Here is a 20,150-nt window from a genome sequence, read left to right as displayed (position 1 = left end):
GGCGCGCCTAGCGCCGGGAGGACGCCTGGGCGACGTAGTTGTCGAAGCTCAGCTCCGACACGCGGTGCCAGATCCGCATGTCGTCCCGGTGCTTCGACCAGCTCTCGTGCACCTTGGCGAAGTCCGGGTTCTTCGCCACCAGCTCCCGCTCGAGGTCGAGCCAGGTGCGCAGGCAGGTGTCCATCATGTCGCGCGAGAAGGGCGTGAGCTTCGCCCCCTGGGCCACGAGGCGCCGCAGGCTGTCGGGGTTGCGGATGTCGTAGCGCGCGACCATCCAGTGCGTCGCCTCCGCGCAGCCCGCGCGGATGGCGGCCTGGTAGGACTTCGGCAGGGCGTTCCACTGGTCGAGGTTGACGTAGAAGTAGGTGGAGGCGCCGCCCTCCCACCAGGCGGGGTAGTGGTAGAAGGGCGCGACGCGCACGAAGCCGAGCTTCTCGTCGTCGTAGGGCCCGAGCCACTCCGCCGCGTCGATCGTCCCGCGCTCCAGCGACGGGTAGAGGTCGCCCGCGCCGAGTTGCTGCGGCACGCCGCCGAGGCGCGACAGCACCTGCCCCGCCAGCCCGCCGATCCGCATCTTGAGGCCGTTGAGGTCGGAGGCAGGCCCGAGCGCCTTGCGGAACCAGCCGCCCATCTGCGCGCCGGTGGCGCCCAGCGGCATGCCGTAGACGTTGAACTTGCGGTGCACCTCGTTCATCAGGTCGATGCCGCCGCCCTCGTACATCCAGGCGTTCTGCTGGCGCGTGTTCAGGCCGAAGGGCAGGCCCGTCGCGAAGGCGAAGGCGTCGTTCTTGCCGGTGTAGAGGAAGCTCGTGGTGTGGCAGCACTCCACGCTCCCGCTCTGCACGGCGTCCAGCGCCTGGAGCGGCGGCGCGATCTCGCCGGCCGAGAAGACGCGGATCTGGAACCGGTCGTCCGTCAGCTCCGACACCACCCGCGCGAAGACCTCGCCCGCGCCGTAGATGGCGTCGAGCGAGCGCGGGTAGGAGGAGGTGAGGCGCCAGCGGAGCGTCGGCTGCGCGCTCTGCGTGACGGCCGGCTGCGCGAGGGCGGGCGCCGCGGCGGCGGCCAGCGTGGTTCCCAGGGCGGCGGCGGTGCCGGCGCGGCCGAGAAGGGCGCGGCGTTCCATGCGGTTCTCTCCCGTTGTTGTTCCGGCACTACCGCCATCCGGGGCGCGATGCCAGGGGGGAGGCGGTTGACCCCGGCCCGGCCGCGGTGTGCCATCCCCCCGAAGAAGCGGGAGGGAATGCGATGCGCGCCTGGTCGGTCGTGGAAACGGGGGCGCCCCTGCAGGCGCTCGACATGCCGACGCCGGAGCCCAAGGGCTCGGAGGTCCTGGTCGAGGTCACCCATTGCGGCGTCTGCCACTCGGACCTCCACATCTGGGAGGGCGGCTACGACCTCGGCAGCCGGGGCAAGCTCTCGCTGAAGGACCGCGGCGTGGTGCTGCCGCTCGCCATGGGCCACGAGATCGCCGGCCGCGTCGCCGCCCTCGGGCCGGACGCCAAGGGCGTCGCGGTCGGCGAGGCGAAGGTCGTCTATCCCTGGATCGGCTGCGGCAAGTGCGAGCGCTGCGCGGCCGACGAGGACAACATGTGCCCGAACCAGGCGCGCACGCTCGGCATCTACCGCAACGGCGGCTACGCGACCCACGTGCTGGTGCCGGACGCGAAGTACCTCGTGCCCATGGACGGCGCCGACCCCGCGGTCGCCGCCACCTACGCCTGCTCGGGCATCACCGTCTACTCGGCCATCCGCAAGCTCGGCGACATCCCGCCGGACCGCCCGGTGGTGCTCGTCGGCGCGGGCGGCCTTGGCCTCGGCGCCATCCACATGCTGCGCGCCCTCGGGCACCGGCGGATCGTCTCGGTCGACGTCTCCGCGGAGAAGCTGGAGGCCGCCCGGAAGGCCGGCGCCACCGAGACCGTCCTCGCCGAGGGGGACGTGACCGCCGCCATCACGGCGGCCTGCGGCGGCCCCGCCCTCGCCGTCATCGACCTCGTGAACGGCAGCGCGACCGCCCGCTTTGCCTTCGACGCGCTGGGCAAGGGCGGCACCCTCGTGCAGGTCGGCCTCTTCGGGGGCGAGATCACCGTGCCCCTGCCGATCATGGCCATCCGGGCGCTGGCCCTGCAGGGCTCCTATGTCGGCTCGCCCTCGGACCTCCGGGCGGTGATGGCGCTCGCCAAGGAGGGCAAGCTGAGCCCGCTGCCGGTCTCGACCGCGCCCATGGACCAGGCCGGCGCCGTGCTGGAGCGGCTCCGGGACGGCAAGGTGACCGGCCGCGTGGTGCTGCGCGCCGACGCCGCCTGACGCCCACGACGAAGCGCCCGCGGAACCAGCGGTTCCCGGGCGCCCCTCTCGGCCAGTCCTGCCGGGCGCGGGGCCCGGCGGGGATTATTTGATCTTCGCCTCGCGGAAGGTGACGTGCTTGCGCGCCACAGGGTCGTACTTCTTCTTCTCCATCTTGCCGGTCGCGTTCCGCGTGTTCTTCTTCGTCACGTAGAAGTAGCCGGTGTCCGCGGAGGAGACGAGGCGGATCTGGATGGTGTTGGACTTGGCCATGTTCGGGCTCGGGACTCGATTCCAGGAGGGCGGAGGCCGGCCGGGGCCGGGTCGCGAAGGGGCCGGAACCTAGCGCCCGGAGCGCTGGCGTCAAGCGCTAGCTGCATCCGCGGCCCCGCCGTGCGTCAGCCCCCCGCCGCGGCCTCGTAGACCTCCGGCCGCTCGAGCACGGCGCGCGCGGCCGCGAGGTCCGCCTCGCGCCCCTCGGCGGGCGGGCAGGCGTTGCGCAGCGCCGCCACCTCGCTCGCCGGCACCGGCGCCCGCGCGGCCCGGGCGCGGGCGAGGGGAACCGCCATCGGGCTGTCGGCCGTGCCGAGGTTGGCCAGGCCCCGCGCCGTCTCCTCGGCGCCGAGGCTCGTGCAGAGGCCCGGCAGCACGCCCAGCATCTGCACCGGCCAGCCCCGGGGCGCGAGGATGCGCGACCAGGAGAGAGCCAGCTCCCCCCCGCCCGGCAGCGGCACGAGGATCTGGATCAGCCCCTTGCCGAGGGTCGCGCTGCCGATCACCAGCCCCCGCCCGAGGTCGCCCACCGCCGCCGCCACCACCTCGGCGGCCGATGCGGTGCGCCCGTCCACCAGCACCACCACCCGCCGCCCGGCCGCGCCGTCCGGCCCGCTGGCGCGGAAGCGGCGCCGCGAATCCGGGTGCCGGCCCTCCGTCGTCGCGATCAGGGAGCCCGGCGGCAGCAGCGCGTCGGCCACCTGCACCGCCTGCTGCAGCAGCCCGCCCCGGTTGCCCCGCAGGTCCAGCACGATGCCGAGTGGCGCGGCCGCGACCGGCCAGCGGGCGAGCGCGAGGTCGATCTGGGAGGGGGTGCCCGCCGCGAAGAAGGGCACGCGGAGCCAGAGGACGCCGTCCCGCACCTCCGCCACGACGGACGCCGCCGGCGAGGGGCTTCGCGTCAACACCACCGAGAGCCGCTGCCGCCCACGCTGGAGGGTGAGGACGACGCTACTCCCCGCCGGCCCCTCCAGCACCGCCATGGCCTCCGGGATGTCCCGGCCGGAAAGGGCGATGCCGTCGGCGTCGATCACCCGGTCGCCGAGCCGCAGCCCCGCGCGCGCCGCCGCGCTCTCGGGCACCACCTGGGCGATCGTCACCGCGCCCCGCGGCCCCGCCGCCAGTAGCAGGCCGAGGTCGGCGATGCCGAGCCGCCGCTCCCGCCCGAGCCGCGTCTCCTCGGGGGTGGTGTAGCGGCTGTAGGGGTCGAGGTGGTTGAAGATCTCCTCGAAGATCGCCTGCAGCACCGCCTGCCGCCCCGCGCGCCGCAGCGCCGGCGACTGCCGCTCCGCCTCGGCCAGCAGCGCCGCCACGGCGTCGGCGACGGAGACCGGCGTGGTCCCCGCGAGCCGGTCGGCGACGAGGCTCTCGGAGAAGCCGAGCACGAGGGCCGGGCCGCGGCGCGCGGAGGAGAGGGTGGCGTCGATCGCCTCCAGCCCCCGCAGCGCCCAGAGGCCGACGAGCGGCGGCTCCGTCGCCTCGAGGTGGCGCTCGGCGATGGCGGTGAAGGCGGCGCGGAGGACCGGCGCGTAATCCTGCGCGCGGGCCGGCCCGGCCCAGGCGAGCAGAAGGGCGAGAAGGGCGAGCCCGCGCCGGGTCAGCGCGGCCGTTTCGGGGCGTCGCGGCCGCCCTTCGGCTTGCGCGCGGTGATCTTCTGCCGCCCCCGCGGCGGCGTGCCGCCCGCCCGCGGCGGCGAGCCGCCCGGCCTTGGGGCCGCGCCGGAGCGCGGGTCGCCCTGCAGGAGCTGGAAGCTGAGGCTGCCGGTCCGCGGCACGGCCTCGGCCAGCCGCACCTCGACCTCCTGGCCGAGGGTGAAGGTCAGGCCCGTGCGGCGGCCGATCAGGCGCATCGCCGCTTCCTCGTGGAACCATTGGTCGTCCGGCAGGGCCGCCATCGGGACGATTCCGTTGGCGCCGTTCTCCTCCAGTGTCACGAAGAGGCCGAAGCGTGTCACCCCCGAAACGCGCGCGGGGAAGGTGGCGCCGACGTGGTCCGCCATGTAGGCCGCGAGGTAGCGGTCCACCGCGTCGCGCTCGGCCAGCGCCGCGCGGCGCTCGGTCTTGGTGATGTGCTCGCCGGTCTCGGCGAGCACGGCCACCTCGCCGTCCGTCATGCCGTCCTCCCCGAGGCCGAGGCCGCGAATGAGCGCGCGGTGCACGAGAAGGTCGGCGTAGCGGCGGATCGGGCTCGTGAAATGGGCGTAGCGCGGCAGGGCGAGGCCAAAATGCCCGATGTTCTCCGGCGCGTACTCGGCCTGGGACTGCCCACGCAGGATCGTCTCGCTGACGAGGCGCGACTCCGGTCGGTCCTTCACCGCCTCCAGCACCCCCGCGAAGTCCCGCGGCCGCACCACGTTCGAGGCCGGCAGCGAGATCCCGAGCCCCGAGAGGAAGCCCCGCAGGTTCTCCATCTTCTCGTCGGAAGGCCGGTCGTGGACGCGGTACATGCAGGGCAGGTGCAGCCGCTCGAGTTCCTCCGCCGCGCAGACATTGGCGGCGACCATGAACTCCTCGATCAGCCGGTGGCTGTCGAGCCGGGGGCGGGGCGCGATGGAGAGCACCTTGCCGGCCGCGTCCAGCACCACGCGCCGCTCCGGCAGGTCGAGGTCGAGCGTGCCGCGCCGCAGCCGCGCGGCCAGCAGCGCCCCGAAGGCGCCGTAGAGTCGGGCGACCTGGCCCTCGGCCAGCCCCGCGTCCTCCCCGGCGTCGCGCGCGGCCTGGACCGTCTCGTAGGTCAGCCGCGCCGCGGAGCGCATGAGGGCGCGGCCGAAGCGGTGGCCGGTCTTCGTGCCCGCGCCGTCGAAGCGCATCTCGACGTAGAGGCAGCCGCGGTCCTCGCCGGGCTTGAGGCTGCACCAGCCGTTGGACAGCGCCTCCGGCAGCATCGGCACGACGTGGTCGGGGAAGTAGACGGAGTTGCCGCGGTGCCGCGCCTCGCGGTCGAGCGGCGCGTTGGGGCGGACGTAGTGGGCGACGTCGGCGATGGCGACGAGGACGCGCCAGCCATCCCCCTCCGGCTCGGCGAAGACGGCGTCGTCGTAGTCGCGCGCGTCCTCCCCGTCGATGGTGACGAGCGGCACGTCACGGAGGTCGTCGCGCGCGCCGAGCGGGATGGCAGCGGCGCGGGCGGCGGCCTGGGTGACCTCCCCGGGGAACTCGTCGGGGATTTCGTGGGCGGCGATGCAGAGGCGCGAGACGGCGCGCGCGTCGTCCATGCGCCCCAGCCGCTCGACGATCCGCGCGGCCCGCGGGCCCATCAGCCGCTCCCGCCCGGCGCCGGGGAGGGGCTCGGCCTGGACCAGCTCGCCCTCCTCCGCGCCGTTCGCCTCGCCGGCGGGGATGACCCAGCTCGCCCTTGAGCGCCGGTCCACGGGCTCCACCAGCCCCTTGCTGTAGACGCCGAGCACGCGGGAGGGGGAGCCCGTGCCGATGCGCTTGAAGGTGCGCCCCTCGTACTTGTTGCCGCCGATCCGGGTGATGCGGGCCAGCACCCGGTCCCCCGGCGCCAGCGCCGGCTGCCCCGTGCGCTCGGGCCGCATGTAGACGACCGGCTTCTCCGACCCCTCCCAGGTGATGGGGCGGGCGATCGGATCGCCGTCGGGGTCCGTGCCCGTGACCTCGAGGGCGGCCATGTCGGGCAGGGTCGCGCTGTGGCGGAGCGTGCGGCGGCCGACGGCGGCGGCGCTGCCCTCGTCCCGCAGCTCGGCCATCAGGGCGCGCAGCGCCGGGCGCTGGTCGCTGGTGAGGCCGAAATGCCGGCTGATCTCGGTCTTGCCGACGCGGCCCGGGGCGGCGCGGAGGAAGGCGAGCAGCGCCTCCCGCGTCGGCAGCGGGTTGGGGGCGCCCTCCACCGCCGGCCTCTCGGGGGGCGCCGCCACCTCAGCCCTGGCCCTTCGCGGCCGCCTTCGCCTTGGGCGCGGCCTTGGCAGGGACCTTCTTGGCGGCCGGCTTCTTCGCCGGGGCCTTCTTCGCGGGCGCCTTCTTGGCCGCGGGCTTGGGCGCGGCCTTGGCCGGCGCGGGCGCCGCCTCCGCCGCGGGCTTCGCGGCCGCCTTCCTCGCCGGCGCCTTCTTGCCGCCGGGGCCCTTCTTCGGCGGCAGCGGCTTGCCCTTCTCGGCCAGCAGCGCGACGGCCTGGTCGAGGGTGAAGTCCTCCATCTGGACCCCGCGCGGCAGGGAGGCGACGGTGTTGCCGTGCTGGGCGTAGGGCCCGAAGCGCCCCCGCTTCACCTCGACGGGCGCCGCGTCCTTCGGGTGGTTGCCGAGCACGATGCCCCGCGGCTTGGCGTTGGCCAGCAGCTCCATCGCCCGGTTCATGCCGAGCGAGAGGATGTCGTCGTCCGCCTGCACGCTCTGCGAGAGGGCGCCCATCTTCAGGTAGGGCCCGAAGCGGCCGAGATTGGCGGTGATCTCCTCGCCCGTCTCTGGGTGCAGCCCGACCACGCGCGGCATGTTCAGCAGCGCGAGGGCGCGGTCGATCGTCAGCGTCTCCGGGTCCATGCCGCGGGGCAGCGAGGCGCGGCGCGGCTTGGTCAGCTTGCCCTTCTCGTCCGTGCCGGGCTCGCCGAGCTGGGCGTAGAGCCCGTAGGGACCGCGCCGCAGCGAGACCTCCTGCCCCGTCGCGGGGTCGGTGCCGAGGGCGCGCGGCCCCTCGTTGCCGGCGTCTTCCCCGTCCGCCGAGGGCACCACGAGCGGGCGCGTGTAGCGGCACTCCGGGTAGTTCGAGCAGCCGATGAAGGCGCCGGTGCGGCCGAGGCGAAGGCCCAGCCGCCCGCCCAGGCGGTGCTCGTTCACGCAGGTCGGGCAGGCCCGGGGGTCGGTGCCGCCCTCGCGCGCCGGGAAGAAGTGCGGGCCGAGGTCCTCGTCCAGCGCGTCGATGACGTCGCTGATCTTGAGGTCCTTCGTCGCGTCCACGGCCTGGCGGAACTGGTCCCAGAACTCGTGCATCACGGCGCGCCAGTCGGCCCGCCCGCCCGAGATGTCGTCGAGCTTCTCCTCCAGCGCCGCCGTGAAGTTCGTGTCGACGTAGCGCTCGAAGAAGGAGACGAGGAAGGCCGTGACGAGCCGCCCGCGGTCCTCCGGGATGAAGCGCCGTTGGTCGATGCGGACGTATTCCCGGTCCTGCAGCGTCTGCAGGATCGAGGCGTAGGTGGAGGGGCGCCCGATGCCGAGCTCCTCCATCTTCTTCACGAGCGACGCCTCGGAGTAGCGCGGCGGCGGCTGGGTGAAGTGCTGGGTAGAGGTGACGCTGTCGCGCCGCGGCTCCTCGCCCTGCGCGATCGGCGGCAGGGTGCGGTTCTCGTCGTCGGCGGCCTGCCGGGGGTCGTCGATGTCCTCGCGGTAGAGCTTCAGGTAGCCGTCGAAGGCGATGACCTGGCCGGTGGCGCGGAGGCGCGCTCGGCCGGCGGCGTCGTCGATGTCCACCGCCGTCTGGTCCATCTCGGCCGACTGCATCTGCGAGGCGACGGCGCGCTTCCAGACGAGGTCGTAGAGCCGCCGCTGCTCGGGGTTGAGGTAGCGGGCGACGTCCTGCGGGGTGCGGCGCACGTCGGTCGGGCGCACGGCCTCGTGGGCCTCCTGCGCGTTCTTCGCCTTCGTCGCGTACTCGCGGGGGGCGGCGGGAAGGTAGGGCTCGCCGAAGGCCTCCTTCACGTGGTCGCGGATCTCGCCGATGGCCTCCCGCGACATCTGCACGCCGTCGGTCCGCATGTAGGTGATGAGGCCGACCGTCTCGCCGCCGATGTCCACGCCCTCGTAGAGCTGCTGGGCGAGGCGCATCGTCGCCTGGGCGCCGAAGCCGAGCTTGCGGCTGCTCTCCTGCTGGAGGGTGGAGGTGGTGAAGGGCGGCGGCGGGTTGCGCCGGGTGCGCTTCTTCTCCACCGCCGAGACGGTGAAGGAGCCCCCCTCGACGAGGCCCTTCGCGCGCGCCGCCGCGGCCTCGTCCGCCAGGTCGAACTGGTCGAGCCGCTTGCCCTCGAGATGCGTCAGCCGCGCCGTGAAGGGGGCGCCCGCCGGGGTGCGGAAGGCCGCCTCGATCGTCCAGTACTCGCGGGGCTTGAAGACCTCGATCTCCGCCTCGCGGTCGGTGATCAGGCGCAGCGCCACCGACTGCACGCGCCCGGCCGAGCGGCTGCCCGGGAGCTTGCGCCAGAGCACCGGCGAGAGGGTGAAGCCGACGAGGTAGTCGAGCGCGCGGCGCGCGAGGTAGGCGTCGATGAGGGGGATGTCGAGGTCGCGCGGGTGCTCGATCGCGTGCTGGATGGCGCGCTTGGTGATCTCGTTGAAGGTTATCCGGTGGACCTCGATCCCCTTCAGCGCCTTGCGGCCCTCCAGCATCTGCCGGACGTGCCAGGAGATGGCCTCGCCCTCCCGATCCGGGTCGGTGGCGAGGTAGAGGCGCTTGGACCCGCCCGCTTTCAGCGCCTGGACGATCTCGCGGACCTGGCGCTCGCCGCGCTCCTCCGAGGACCAGTCCATCGCGAAGTCCTCCTCCGGCCGGACGGAGCCGTCCTTGGCGGGAAGGTCGCGGACATGGCCGAAGGAGGCGAGGACGGTGTATCCGTCGCCCAGGTACTTGTTGATGGTCTTCGCCTTTGCGGGCGATTCGACGACGACGACGTCTGTCATGTGGGGCCTTTTAGCCCTCCGGTTCATCTGTGCGCTGAATGCCGGAACGCACGACGCAGTTTCCGGGAAGCGCCTCGATCAGGCCCGCCAGCTCCAGGTCGAGAAGCGCGGCGCGGGCGGTTGACGCGGTTAGGTGGCAGCGGCGGAGCACCTCGTCAACCGTTACGGGTGTCGGGCCGATGAGGGAGAGGAGCTCGGAAGGCGTTGATTCCTCGCGCGTCGCCTGGGCGCGCGCGGGCTCGCGCGAGGGAGCGGGCCGGCCGGGCGCGGCGCGGAGGCGCGCCAGCCCCGGGCCGGCGGGCAGGGTGTCCAGCACGTCCGCCGCCGTCTCGCAGAGATGCGCCCCCTGCCGCAGGAGGTCGTTCGAGCCCCGGCAGCGGGGGTCGAGCGGCGAGCCTGGCACCGCGTAGATCTCCCGCCCCGCCTCGGCGCCCAGGCGGGCCGTGATGAGCGTGCCCGAGCGCGGCGCCGCCTCCACCACCACCACGCCGAGCGAGAGGCCGGCGACGATCCGGTTGCGCCGCGGGAAGTGCCGCGCCAGCGGCGCGGTGCCGAGCGGCGCCTCGGCGAGCAGGAGCCCGACCTCCGCGATCCGGTCCTGGAGGTCCCGGTTCTCGGGCGGGTAGGCGACATCGAGCCCGCCCGCGATGGCCGCGATCGTCCGGCGGTGGCGGAGCGCGCCGGTATGGGCGGCGGTGTCGATCCCGCGGGCGAGGCCGGAGGTGACGGTCACCCCGGCCCCGGCCAGTTCCTCCGCCATGTCCTCCGCGATCCGCCGGCCCCCCGCCGAGGCGTTCCGCGCCCCCACCACCGCGACCCCCCGGCCCGCGAGGAGCGAGAGGTCGCCCAGCGCCGCCAGCACCGGCGGCGCGTCCTCGAGCTGCGCGAGGAGGGGCGGGTAGGGATCGGTGCCGCGGTGCAGCCAGGCGCCGCCGAGCGCGAGCACCGCGTCGTGCTCCCGCTCCACGGCGCCGGGCGCGGGCGGATTGAAGCGCCCGGCCCCCTCCGCGCGGAGGGCGCGCAGCACGGCGGCGGTGCTGCCGTGCCGTTCCAGCAGGCGACTGAAATTCTGCGGGCCAATTCCCTCGGTGCGGGCGAGCCGCAGCCGGGCGAGCGACTCGGCCGGGGTCACTTGCCCTCGCCGATCCGGGGCTCCGTGCCGGCGAGGAGGCGGCGGATGTTGGCGTGGTGGCGGGCGTAGACATAGGCGGTGATGAGGGCCACCGGCCAGGCCAGCGCCCCCCCGCCGAGAGCCGCCGCGACGACCACCGCGACCGCGAGCCCCGCCAGCGCGCTGGCCGAGGAGATGCGCACCAGCTTCGCCATGCCGAGCCAGGTGACGGCCGCCGCCAGGAAGACCGGCCAGGCGAGGCCGAGGAAGACGCCGAGCGCCGTCGCCACCCCCTTGCCGCCCCGGAAGCCGAGCCAGGGCGGGTGGCAGTGGCCGAGCACGGCGGCGAGGGCGGCGACGCCCGCGGTCTCCGGCCCGAGCAGGGCGCGGGCGATCCAGACCGCGACGGCGCCCTTGAGGAAGTCGAGCGCCAGCGTGGCCGCGGCGAGCTTGCGGTTGCCCGTGCGCAGCACGTTCGTCGCGCCGATGTTGCCCGAGCCGATGGCGCGGATGTCCCCCAGCCCCGCGGCGCGGGTGAGGATCAGCCCGAAGGGGATGGAGCCCAGCAGGAAGCCGAGGGCGGCGGCGAGAAGAAGCGCGCTCATCCGTGTACGCGCGCCCCGGCCTTCCAGGTGCCGAGGACCCGCCCCTCCAGCGCCCGCCCGTCGAAGGGCGAGTTCTGCGCCTTGCCGGGCAGCCGCCCCGCCTCGACCTTCCAGGCGCGCTCGGGGTCGATGAGGACGAGGTCTGCCGGCGCCCCCGTGGCCAGCCGCCCGGCCTCCAGGCCCAGCAGCCGGGCCGGGGCGGCCGTCAGCAGCTCGAGGGCGCGCAGCAGGGGCAGGTCGCCCGCGTGGTGGCGGGCGAGGGTGACGCCGAGAAGGGTCGCGAGCCCGGCGCCCCCGGCCTCGGCCTGGGCGAACGGCACGCGCTTGTCATCGGCGTCGCGCGGCTGGTGGTCGGAGGCGATGGCGTCGACCGTGCCGTCGGCCAGCGCCGCCACCACGGCCCGCCGGTCCTCCTCGCGCCGGAGCGGCGGGGAGAGCTTGGCGTAGGTGCGGAAGTCGCCGATCGCCGTCTCGTTGAGGTCGAAATAGGGGGGCGCCGTGTCGCAGGTCACGCGCAGCCCCTCCGCCTTGGCCGCGCGGATCAGGTCGAGCGCGGCCGCGGTGGAGACATGGGCGAAGTGGACGTGCCCCTTCGTCAGCCGCGCCAGGGCGATGTCGCGCGCGACCATCATCGCCTCGGCGGCCGCGGGGCTGGAGGGCAGGCCCATGCGGGTCGCCATCTCGCCCTCCGTCGCGCTCGCGTCGCGGGCCAGCGAGGGCTCCTCCGGGTGCTGGACGATGAAGGTGCCGAAGGCGCGGGCGTAGGAGAGGGCGAGGCGCATGGTCCGCGCGCTGCCGATCGCCCGCGCCCCGTCGGTGAAGGCAATGGCGCCGGCCTCGCGCAGCAGCCCGAACTCGGTCAGCTCCGCGCCCAGGCACCCCCGCGTGGCCGCGCCGTAGGGGAGGATCGTGAGGCTGCCCGTGGATTCGCCGCGCCGGAGGATGAAGCCGACCAGGGCGGGGTCGTCCAGCGCGGGCGCGCTGTCGGGCAGGGCGCAGAGGGTGGTGATGCCCCCCGCCGCCGCCGCCTCGGCCGCCGTCTCGATGGTCTCGCGGTGCTCGTGCCCGGGCTCGCCGAGGGAGGCCCGGAGGTCGATCAGGCCGGGGGCGAGGATCGCGCCGCCGGCGTCTAGGATGTCCGCTCCCTCGGGGGCGGACAGGTCGCGGCCCAGGGCCGCGATCCGGCCTTCCCGGACCAGGAGGCCGCCCATGGTGTCCAGCCCCGTGGCGGGATCGAGAAGGCGGGCGTTGGTGATCAGCAGGTCGCGCATCGGCGCCGCTTATAGGGGTTGGGGCCGATCCCTGCCATGGGAGCGGGCGCCGCCGGGCGGCAATCAGAGAGGATGGATGCCCTTGGCCCGCAGATAGGCGCGCCAGCCGCCATGGGCCGTGATCTCCTCCCGACCCTGAACCAGCCGAGGCTCCGCGAGCACGCCGAGCGGGCTGGTGCCATCCGCCAGGGCCACCCGGCCGACGCAGAGGCCATCCGGCTCGCTCTCCAGGACCGCGGCGAAGCCGGCATGGGGGATGGCGTAGAGCTCGGCGGCGATGGAGGCACCTCCCGCCTCGGCCCGCATCATGCCGGGAAAGCGGTCCTCGATGGACCAGAGGCGGAACACGGGGGCGGTCTGCACCTCCCCGAGGAAGACGGCGCCGGCCCCGGTCAGGCGGGCATGGGCGCGCAGGCCGCGCATGAGGCCGCCGTTGACGACGAGGGCGATGGAGCCCGGCGGGATGCCGGGCCTTCCGGCCGGGCGGGGTGGGGCAGGCACTGGTTCAGTCCGCGGTGATGCCGGCGCGGCGTATGAGCGCGGCGTTGCGGTCGAACTCGTCGCGCAGGAAGGCGTCGAAGGCCGCGCGGGGCATGGGGCGCGGCTCCACGCCGAGTTCACCGAAGCGCGCCGCGACGGCGGGCTCGGCCAGGGTGGCGGTGACGGCGTCGTGGAGGCGGTCGAGGATCCCGGCCGGCGTTCCCGCGCGGGCGACGAGGCCGAACCACGAGTTGGAGACGACGCCCGGCAGGCCCGATTCGGCGAAGGTCGGGACCTCCGGAAGAACGACGGCGCGGCGGGCGCCCGCCACGGCGATAGCCCGCACGCGACCGTCCCGGATGAGGGGGAGGGTATCGGGCAGGTTGTTGAACATCATGGGCACCTGCCCGCCCATGACATCCTGCAGCGCGGGCGCGCCGCCGCGATAGGGAACATGCTGCAGCTCCAGGCCGGCAGCCTGCTTGAAGCTTTCGCCCCCCAGATGCGCCGAGGTGCCGTTGCCGAAGGAGGCGTAGCTGAGCCGCCCGGGCGCGGCCCTCGCGGCCGCCACCAATTCGGCGACGGTTCTCGCGGGGAAGGCGTTGTTCACCACGAGGACGTGCGGGTTGAAGCCGAGCGAGGCGACCCCGGTGAAGTCGCGGCGGGCGTCGAAGGGCGGATGCGCGACGAGCGTCGCGTTGATGGCGAAGCTGTTCGCCACCAGGAGCAGGGCGTAGCCGTCGGCCGCCGCCTTGGCGACCGCGTCGGTCCCAATGATCGTGGCGCCGCCGGCGCGGTTCTCGATCACCAGGGGCTGGCCAAGGCGTTCGGCCACGGGCGGCTGGAGGAGACGCACGAGCACGTCGGCGGTGCCGCCCGGCGGGAAGGGGACGACGACCCGCACCGGGTGGCTCGGGAAAGCGGAGGGGGCCTGGGCCCGGGCCCGGGACCCGATTGCGAGGGGCAGGAGGGCGGCGGCGAGGCGGCGGCGAGATGGCATCGCGGGCGTTCCCGTGTGACGGCTCGGCCGCGACCTTAGGCCGTGGCCGTGTTGGCCGCTCCAGGAAAAAGCGGGCGTCGTGCCCTCAGCTGTTCCGGCGCCGGTTCTGGGCGAGGACGTCCAGCACCGCCATGCGCACCGCGACCCCCATCTCCACCTGCTCCCCGATGACGGAGCGGGCGGGGTCGTCGGCGATGGCGCTGTCGATCTCGACGCCGCGGTTCATGGGGCCGGGGTGCATGACGATGGCGTCGGGCTTGGCGTGGCGGAGCTTGGCCGCGTCCAGCCCGTAGAAGCGGAAGAACTCGCGGGCGGAGGGGACGAGGCCGCCCTGCATCCGCTCCTTCTGCAGGCGGAGCATCATCACGACGTCGGCGTCCTTGAGGCCCGCGCGCATGTCGTGGAAGACCTCCACCCCCAGCGCCTCGGCCTCCGCCGGGATGAGGGTGGGCGGGCCGACGATGCGGACCCGGCAGTTCATGGCCAGCAGGAGGTGGATGTTGCTGCGCGCGACGCGGGAGTGCAGCACGTCCCCGCAGATGGCGACGGTGAGGTTCTCGAGCGTGCCCTTGCGGCGGCGGATGGTCAGGGCGTCGAGCAGCGCCTGGGTCGGGTGCTCGTGCGTGCCGTCGCCCGCGTTGATGACGCCGGCGTCCACCTTCTGGGAGAGCAGCGCCGGGGCGCCGGACTGGGAGTGCCGGATCACCAGCAGGTCGGTCTGCATGGCGTTCAGCGTCGCCGCCGTGTCCAGCAGGGTCTCGCCCTTGTTCACGCTGCTCGTGCTGACGGACATGTTGATGACGTCCGCCCCGAGCCGCTTGCCCGCCAGCTCGAAGGAGGTGCGGGTGCGCGTGCTGTCCTCGAAGAAGAGGTTGATGAGGGTGCGGCCGCGCAGCAGGTCCCGCTGGGCTTTCCCGCCGCGGTTCAGCAGGGCGTAGGATTCGGCGAGGTCCAGCAGCTCGGCGATGTAGGGGGGCTCCAGCCCTTGCAGCGCGAGGAGGTGCCGGTGCGGGTAGAGGGGCATGGGGCCTCGTGCAGGGCGGTTCGCGCCACGGGGGTGCCCGCGGCTCAACGAGGGGTGTTTAGGGGAGGGCGCCGTGGCGGGGAAGGCTCCGGGCTGGCGGGCGATGACGGCGGGGGACCTGGGCGCGGTGTCCCGCATCGCGGGGGAGGTCCACCCGGCCTACCCGGAATCGGACGCCGTCCTCGCCGAGCGGCAGCGCCTCTTCCCCGCGGGCTGCCTGCTGCTGGAGGGGGAGGGGGGCGCGCTCGGCTACGCCCTCGCCCATCCCTGGCACCGTGCCCGGCCGCCGGCGCTCGACACGCCCCTCGGCGCCCTGCCGCCGCGGCCGGGGGTGCTGCACCTGCACGACCTGGCGATCCTCCCGGCGGCGCGGGGGGGCGGCGCCGGGCGGCGCGCCCTCGGCCTCCTGGCCGCGCTGGCCGGGCCGCTGCCCCTCTCCATCGTGGCCATCGCGGGCACGGCGGGCTTCTGGCGGGCCCAGGGCTTCCGGGAGGCCGGGGACGCGGCGCTGGAGGCCCTGCTGCGCCGCTACGACCCGGAGGCCCGCTACATGGAGCGCCCGCCCGGGCCGGCGGCCTAGGCGCCCTCGGCGGCCGGCGGCGCGGGGCGGGTCGCGTCGAGGGCGGCCTGGAGCATGTAGGCCGCCGCCGCCGCGTCCACGGCCCTGGCACGCTTCGCCCGGCTGAGGTCCGCCTCGATCATCATCCGGTTCACCGCCGAGGAGGAGAGACGCTCGTCCCAGAGGGCGACGGGCAGGCCGGTGGCGTCGGAGACGGCCATGGCCCAGTCCTTTGCGGCCTGGGCGGCGGGCCCGAAAGAGCCGTCCATGCCCAGCGGCAGCCCGCAGACGAGCCCGCCCGCCCCCTCCTTCTCCGCGATGCGCCGGATCTCGGCGGCGTTCGGCGCCAGCTTGCCGCGGGCGAGGGCGGCGTAGGGGGAGGCGAGCATGAGGAGGACGTCGGAGAGCGCGAGGCCGATCGTCACCCGCCCGGGGTCGAGGCCGATTAGGCGGGCGTGGCGCGGCAGGGCGGCGCGGAGGGCGGGGAGGGGCGTGATGGGCATGGGCCGGGGGAGTGTAGCGCCGGACGCGCGCCCGGGCGCGGGGGGCGTGGTCCTTTCCGCTAACCGGCGGGTTAGGAAAGGTGACCGGGCCGGCGGCCTCCGGCACCCTCGCCCCGCGGCGGCGTGCGGGCGGGCCGCCGCGCCCCTTGACTTGCGGGGGCGCGGCGGCTTCCTGCCCCCCCAACGGACAACCCCTGGGAACACTCCCGACCATGTCGCTCGACCTGAAGACCGTGAGGCGCGTGGCCTCCCTCGCCCGGCTGCACCTGGAGGAGGGGGAGGACGCGCGGCTGCAGGCGGAGCTGAACGGCATCCTCGGCTGGATCGAGCAGCTGCAGGCGGTGGACGTCTCGGGCGTCGAGCCGCTGGCGGGCGCGGGCGGCACGGCCATGCCGATGCGCGACGACGTGGTGGCCGATGGCGGCCGTGCCGAGGCCGTGCTGGCGAACGCGCCGGACCGCGCGGGCGAGTTCTTCTCCGTTCCGAAGGTTGTCGAGTGATGCATCCGACCGACTTCACCATCCGCGGCGCGCTCGAGGCGCTGGGCGAGGGGATCGTCACCTCGGAGGCGCTGACCGCTGCGCACCTGGAAGCGATCGAGGCGCTGAACCCTCGCCTGAACGCCTTCGTCACCGTCACGGCTGAGCGCGCGATGGAGGCCGCCCGCGCCTCGGACCGGCGGCGCGCGAACGGGGTGGCGCGGCCGCTGGACGGCGTGCCGCTCGCCATCAAGGACCTCTTCTGCACGGAGGGCACGCGGACCACGGCCGCGAGCCGCATCCTCGGCGACTTCGTGCCGCCCTACGAGAGCACGGTGACGGCGAACCTGCTGCGGGACGGCGCAGTCTTCCTCGGCAAGGCGAACCTCGACGAGTTCGCCATGGGGTCGTCCAACGCGACTTCGGCCTTCGGCGAGGTGGAGAACCCCTGGAAGCGCGGCAACGACGACGGCACGCGCCTGGTGCCCGGCGGCTCCTCCGGCGGCTCGGCGGCGGCAGTGGCGGCGCGGCTGGCCATGGGGGCGACGGCGACGGACACGGGCGGCTCCATCCGCCAGCCCGCGGCCTTCTGCGGCATCGCCGGCATGAAGCCGACCTACGGGCGCTGCTCGCGCTGGGGGGTGGTCGCCTTCGCCTCCTCGCTCGACACGCCGGGGCCCGTCGCGCGAACGGTGGAGGACTGCGCGATCCTCCTCGGGAGCATGGCCGGGCACGACCCGCGCGACGCGACGAGCGCGGACCGGCCCGTGCCGGACTTCGCGGCCGCCTGCGCGCGGGGGGTGCGGGGGCTCCGCATCGGCGTGCCGCGCGAGTACCGGCTGGAGGGGATGCCCGACGAGATCGAGGCGCTGTGGCAGCAGGGCCTCGCCTGGCTGCGGGCGGAGGGGGCGGAGATCGTCGACATCTCGCTGCCCCACACGAAGTACGCGCTGCCGACCTACTACATCGTGGCCCCCGCGGAGGCCTCCTCCAACCTCGCGCGCTACGACGGCGTGCGCTTCGGGCGGCGCGTCGAGGGCGGGGACCTGAAGGACCTCTACGAGCGCACGCGGGCGGCCGGCTTCGGCGCCGAGGTGAAGCGGCGCATCATGATCGGCACCTATGTGCTCAGCGCCGGCTACTACGACGCCTACTACGTGCGCGCGCAGCGGGTGCGGGCGCTGATCAAGCGGGACTTCGACGAGGCCTTCCGCTCGGTCGACGCCATCGTGACGCCCGCCACCCCCTCGGCCGCCTTCGCCGCCGGGGAGAAGCAGGACGACCCCGTGGCGATGTACCTCAACGACGTCTTTACGGTGACCGCGAACCTGGCGGGCATCCCGGGGCTGGCCGTGCCGGCGGGCTTCGACCGGCAGGGGCTTCCCCTCGGTCTGCAGGTGCTGGGGCGGGACTTCGACGAGGAGACCGTCTTCGCGGTGGGAACGGCGATCGAGCACGCGGCGAAGCTGACCGCGGTGCCGCAGGTGAGGGCTTTCGCATGAGCTACACCATCGAGGGCCAGACGGGCCCCTGGGAGCTGGTGATCGGGCTTGAGGTCCACGCCCAGGTGACCAGCCAGGCGAAGCTGTTCAGCGGGGCCGCGACCGCCTTCGGCGCGGCGCCGAACTCCCAGGTGAGCTTCGTGGACGCGGGCTTCCCGGGGATGCTGCCGGTGATCAACCGCGAATGCGTGGCGCAGGCGGTGAGGACGGGTCTCGGGCTGAACGCCCAGGTGAACCCGTGGTCGCGCTTCGACCGCAAGAACTATTTCTACGCGGATCTACCGCAGGGCTACCAGATCAGCCAGTTCGCGCACCCGATCGTGGGCACGGGCGTGGTGACGGTGGAGCTGTCGGACGGGAGCGTGAAGGAGATCGGCATCACGCGGCTGCACCTCGAGCAGGACGCGGGGAAGTCGATCCACGACCAGCACCCGACGAAGTCCTACATCGACCTCAACCGCTCCGGCGTCGCGCTGATGGAGATCGTGTCGGAGCCCGACATGCGCTCGCCGGAGGAGGCGGGCGCCTACCTGACGAAGCTGCGGCAGATCCTGCGCTATCTCGGCACCTGCGACGGGAACATGGAGGAGGGCTCGCTGCGCGCGGACGTGAACGTCTCCGTCCGCAAGAGCGGCGAGGCGTTCCGCACGCGCTGCGAGGTGAAGAACGTGAACTCCATCCGCTTCGTCATGCAGGCGGTGGAGGCGGAGGCGCGGCGGCAGATCGAGGTCTGGGAGTCGGGCGGCACCGTCGAGCAGGAGACGCGGCTCTTCGACACGGTGCGGGGCGAGACCCGGTCGATGCGGTCCAAGGAGGACGCGCACGACTACCGCTACTTCCCCGACCCGGACCTGCCCCCGCTCGTCATCGACCCCGCCTGGATCGAGGAGCTGCGGGCCGGCCTGCCGGAACTGCCGGACGCGCGGCGGGCGCGCTACGTCAACGAGTTCGGCCTCTCGGCCTACGACGCCTCGGTGCTGGTCGCGGAGAAGGAGACGGCGGCCTTCTACGAGGAGGTGGCGGCCGGGCGCGACCCCAAGGTCGCCGCGAACTGGGTGATGGGCGACTTCTTCGCCATGCTGAACCGCCTGGGCAAGGGCATCGAGGATAGCCCCGTCTCGGCGCGGCACCTCGGCGCGCTGCTGGACCTCATCGCCGACCGGACGCTGTCGGGGAAGATGGCCAAGGAGGTGCTGGAGGCGATGGGGGAGACGGGCAAGCCGCCGGGCACCATCGTCGAGGAGCGCGGGCTGCGGCAGGTGACGGACACGGGGGCCATCGAGGCCGCGGTGGACGCGATCCTGGCCGCGAACCCGGACAAGGTCGCGCAGTACCGGGAGAAGCCGACGCTGTTCGGCTGGTTCGTCGGCCAAGTGATGAAGGCGATGAAGGGGCAGGGGAACCCGGCCCTGGTGAACGAGGTGCTCAAGGCGAAGCTGGACGCCTGACGGGGCGCTCGGGCCCGCCCGGCTCGTCCTCGGTCGGCAGCTCGCAGCGGTTGTGGATGTCGGTGGCCGCGACCGCCGCGTGGCCCATGGCGACGACGATCTGGTTGAGGCCGCGCACCACGTCGCCGGCGGCGTAGAGGCCGGGGACGGTGGTGCGGTTGTGCTCGTCCACGATGAGGGCGCCGGTCTCGTCGTGCCCGGCGCCGAGCGGGAGGGCGAGGTCGGAGCGGACCTTCAGGCCAAGGGCGGAGTAGAGCGTCTCGAAGCGGTGTTCCCGCCCGCCGGCGCGGAGCGCGGCGATGCGGTCGCCCTCGATGGCCAGGGCTTCGATGGGCGCGGTGACGACGGCAATGCCGTGCTCGCGGGCGCGGGCCTCCTCCTCGGTGGAAAGGGGCTGGCCGAGGGTGAGGAGCGTGACGTCCTCGGTGTAGCTGCGGGCGAGGAAGACGGCCTCCCCCAGGCCGCGGGCGCCGTGGCCGAGAACCGCGACGCGCCGGCCGCGGGCCTCGTAGCCGTCGCAGATCGGGCAGTAGCGGAGGAGGCCGCGGGCGAGGGCGTCGGCGTGGTCGGGCAGCGCCGGCTCCACGTCGGCCGCGCCGGTTGCGAGGAGCACGCGGCGGGCGCGGAGCGGCTCGTCTGCCTCCTCGAGCGTCAGGACGAAGTGGCCGTCGGCCTTCGCGATCGCGGCCACGCGGGCGGGGAGGGGGGCGATGCCGTACTGCGCGAGGTTCTCGCGCTGGCGGTCGAGCATGGCGGGGCCGGCGATGCCCTCGGCGAAGACGGGGAAGTTGTGGGTGGCGGGAATCCAGGCGGCCCGGCTGGCGCCGGCGTCGACGAGGGCGATGCGGCGCTGGAAGCGGGCGAGGTAGAGGGCGGCGGTGAGCCCGGCAGGCCCGCCGCCGACGATCACGCAGTCAAGGATGCCGTCATCGGCCATGGGGCGCCCTCGCGTCGTCGTGCCCAGGGAGGACGCGCGAGGGCGC

18 protein-coding genes are annotated in these 20,150 nt (G+C 74.2%); 5 read left to right on the top strand and 13 right to left on the bottom strand.

Going from position 1 to position 20,150, the window contains the following annotated elements:
• Positions 1 to 7: 7 nt before the first annotated feature.
• Positions 8 to 1,126, bottom strand: a complete 1,119-nt coding sequence (locus EAH89_RS06075) for a TRAP transporter substrate-binding protein (RefSeq protein WP_140881884.1) — start codon at positions 1,124 to 1,126, stop codon at positions 8 to 10.
• Positions 1,127 to 1,248: 122 nt separating this feature from the next.
• Here EAH89_RS06075 and EAH89_RS06070 point away from each other — a divergent pair, with 122 nt between their 5' ends.
• On the top strand, positions 1,249 to 2,310 hold the full coding sequence (locus EAH89_RS06070; RefSeq protein WP_140881883.1) for an alcohol dehydrogenase: 1,062 nt from the start codon (positions 1,249 to 1,251) through the stop codon (positions 2,308 to 2,310).
• Between the two features lie 84 nt (positions 2,311 to 2,394).
• Here EAH89_RS06070 and rpmG read toward each other — a convergent pair whose 3' ends face one another.
• The 10 genes from rpmG to EAH89_RS06020 all read right to left on the bottom strand — a co-directional run bounded on the left by rpmG (position 2,395) and on the right by EAH89_RS06020 (position 14,676).
• Positions 2,395 to 2,562: a 50S ribosomal protein L33 gene (gene rpmG / locus EAH89_RS06065; protein WP_140881882.1), complete on the bottom strand. Its 168-nt coding sequence runs from the start codon at positions 2,560 to 2,562 to the stop codon at positions 2,395 to 2,397.
• 125 nt (positions 2,563 to 2,687) lie between these two features.
• Complete coding sequence (locus EAH89_RS06060) at positions 2,688 to 3,947, bottom strand: S41 family peptidase (RefSeq protein WP_161993494.1); 1,260 nt, start codon at positions 3,945 to 3,947, stop codon at positions 2,688 to 2,690.
• 212 nt (positions 3,948 to 4,159) lie between these two features.
• Complete coding sequence (gene rnr / locus EAH89_RS06055) at positions 4,160 to 6,439, bottom strand: ribonuclease R (protein ID WP_241666879.1); 2,280 nt, start codon at positions 6,437 to 6,439, stop codon at positions 4,160 to 4,162.
• 1 nt (position 6,440) lies between these two features.
• Entirely contained in the window at positions 6,441 to 9,185 is a 2,745-nt protein-coding gene (topA, locus tag EAH89_RS06050) for a type I DNA topoisomerase (protein WP_140881879.1), read from the bottom strand.
• A 10-nt stretch (positions 9,186 to 9,195) separates the two neighbouring features.
• Positions 9,196 to 10,317 (bottom strand): DNA-processing protein DprA, encoded by a 1,122-nt coding sequence (gene dprA / locus EAH89_RS06045; protein WP_140881878.1) that lies wholly within the window; start codon positions 10,315 to 10,317, stop codon positions 9,196 to 9,198.
• A complete protein-coding gene (plsY, locus tag EAH89_RS06040) occupies positions 10,314 to 10,901 on the bottom strand; it encodes a glycerol-3-phosphate 1-O-acyltransferase PlsY (protein ID WP_140881877.1) in 588 nt (195 codons plus the stop codon). The genes dprA and plsY overlap by 4 nt, the downstream gene beginning before the upstream one ends.
• On the bottom strand, positions 10,898 to 12,172 hold the full coding sequence (locus EAH89_RS06035; protein ID WP_140881876.1) for a dihydroorotase: 1,275 nt from the start codon (positions 12,170 to 12,172) through the stop codon (positions 10,898 to 10,900). Before EAH89_RS06035 ends, plsY begins: the two co-directional genes overlap by 4 nt.
• Before the next feature lie 63 nt (positions 12,173 to 12,235).
• Positions 12,236 to 12,673 carry an allophanate hydrolase-related protein gene (locus tag EAH89_RS06030; protein WP_206667466.1) on the bottom strand — a complete coding sequence of 146 codons (438 nt, stop codon included), beginning with the start codon at positions 12,671 to 12,673 and terminating at the stop codon, positions 12,236 to 12,238.
• 4 nt (positions 12,674 to 12,677) lie between these two features.
• Positions 12,678 to 13,652 carry a tripartite tricarboxylate transporter substrate binding protein gene (locus tag EAH89_RS06025; protein ID WP_140881875.1) on the bottom strand — a complete coding sequence of 325 codons (975 nt, stop codon included), beginning with the start codon at positions 13,650 to 13,652 and terminating at the stop codon, positions 12,678 to 12,680.
• Between the two features lie 85 nt (positions 13,653 to 13,737).
• Positions 13,738 to 14,676 carry an aspartate carbamoyltransferase catalytic subunit gene (locus EAH89_RS06020; RefSeq protein WP_140881874.1) on the bottom strand — a complete coding sequence of 313 codons (939 nt, stop codon included), beginning with the start codon at positions 14,674 to 14,676 and terminating at the stop codon, positions 13,738 to 13,740.
• Between the two features lie 73 nt (positions 14,677 to 14,749).
• Here EAH89_RS06020 and EAH89_RS06015 point away from each other — a divergent pair, with 73 nt between their 5' ends.
• Positions 14,750 to 15,256, top strand: a complete 507-nt coding sequence (locus EAH89_RS06015) for a GNAT family N-acetyltransferase (RefSeq protein WP_241666878.1) — start codon at positions 14,750 to 14,752, stop codon at positions 15,254 to 15,256.
• Here the strand turns inward: EAH89_RS06015 and ruvX are convergent.
• Positions 15,253 to 15,738, bottom strand: a complete 486-nt coding sequence (gene ruvX / locus EAH89_RS06010; protein ID WP_140881873.1) for a Holliday junction resolvase RuvX — start codon at positions 15,736 to 15,738, stop codon at positions 15,253 to 15,255. The two genes, EAH89_RS06015 and ruvX, sit on opposite strands and share 4 nt — an antisense overlap.
• A gap of 212 nt (positions 15,739 to 15,950) precedes the next feature.
• Between ruvX and gatC the strand changes: the two genes are divergently transcribed.
• Genes gatC through gatB form a run of 3 tightly spaced genes read left to right on the top strand, consistent with a single transcriptional unit; the run spans position 15,951 to position 19,167 of the window.
• Complete coding sequence (gatC, locus tag EAH89_RS06005; RefSeq protein ID WP_140881872.1) at positions 15,951 to 16,238, top strand: Asp-tRNA(Asn)/Glu-tRNA(Gln) amidotransferase subunit GatC; 288 nt, start codon at positions 15,951 to 15,953, stop codon at positions 16,236 to 16,238.
• On the top strand, positions 16,238 to 17,719 hold the full coding sequence (gatA, locus tag EAH89_RS06000; protein WP_140881871.1) for an Asp-tRNA(Asn)/Glu-tRNA(Gln) amidotransferase subunit GatA: 1,482 nt from the start codon (positions 16,238 to 16,240) through the stop codon (positions 17,717 to 17,719). The genes gatC and gatA overlap by 1 nt, the downstream gene beginning before the upstream one ends.
• Positions 17,716 to 19,167, top strand: coding sequence for an Asp-tRNA(Asn)/Glu-tRNA(Gln) amidotransferase subunit GatB (gene gatB / locus EAH89_RS05995; RefSeq protein WP_140881870.1), 1,452 nt, complete (start codon positions 17,716 to 17,718; stop codon positions 19,165 to 19,167). Before gatA ends, gatB begins: the two co-directional genes overlap by 4 nt.
• Here the strand turns inward: gatB and EAH89_RS05990 are convergent.
• On the bottom strand, positions 19,145 to 20,104 hold the full coding sequence (locus tag EAH89_RS05990) for an NAD(P)/FAD-dependent oxidoreductase (protein ID WP_140881869.1): 960 nt from the start codon (positions 20,102 to 20,104) through the stop codon (positions 19,145 to 19,147). The two genes, gatB and EAH89_RS05990, sit on opposite strands and share 23 nt — an antisense overlap.
• Positions 20,105 to 20,150 lie beyond the last annotated feature (46 nt).

It is taken from the genome of Muricoccus nepalensis, assembly GCF_006438825.1.
GTDB lineage: Bacteria > Pseudomonadota > Alphaproteobacteria > Acetobacterales > Acetobacteraceae > Roseomonas > Roseomonas nepalensis.
This window is presented reverse-complemented; position numbering and strand designations above follow the sequence as displayed.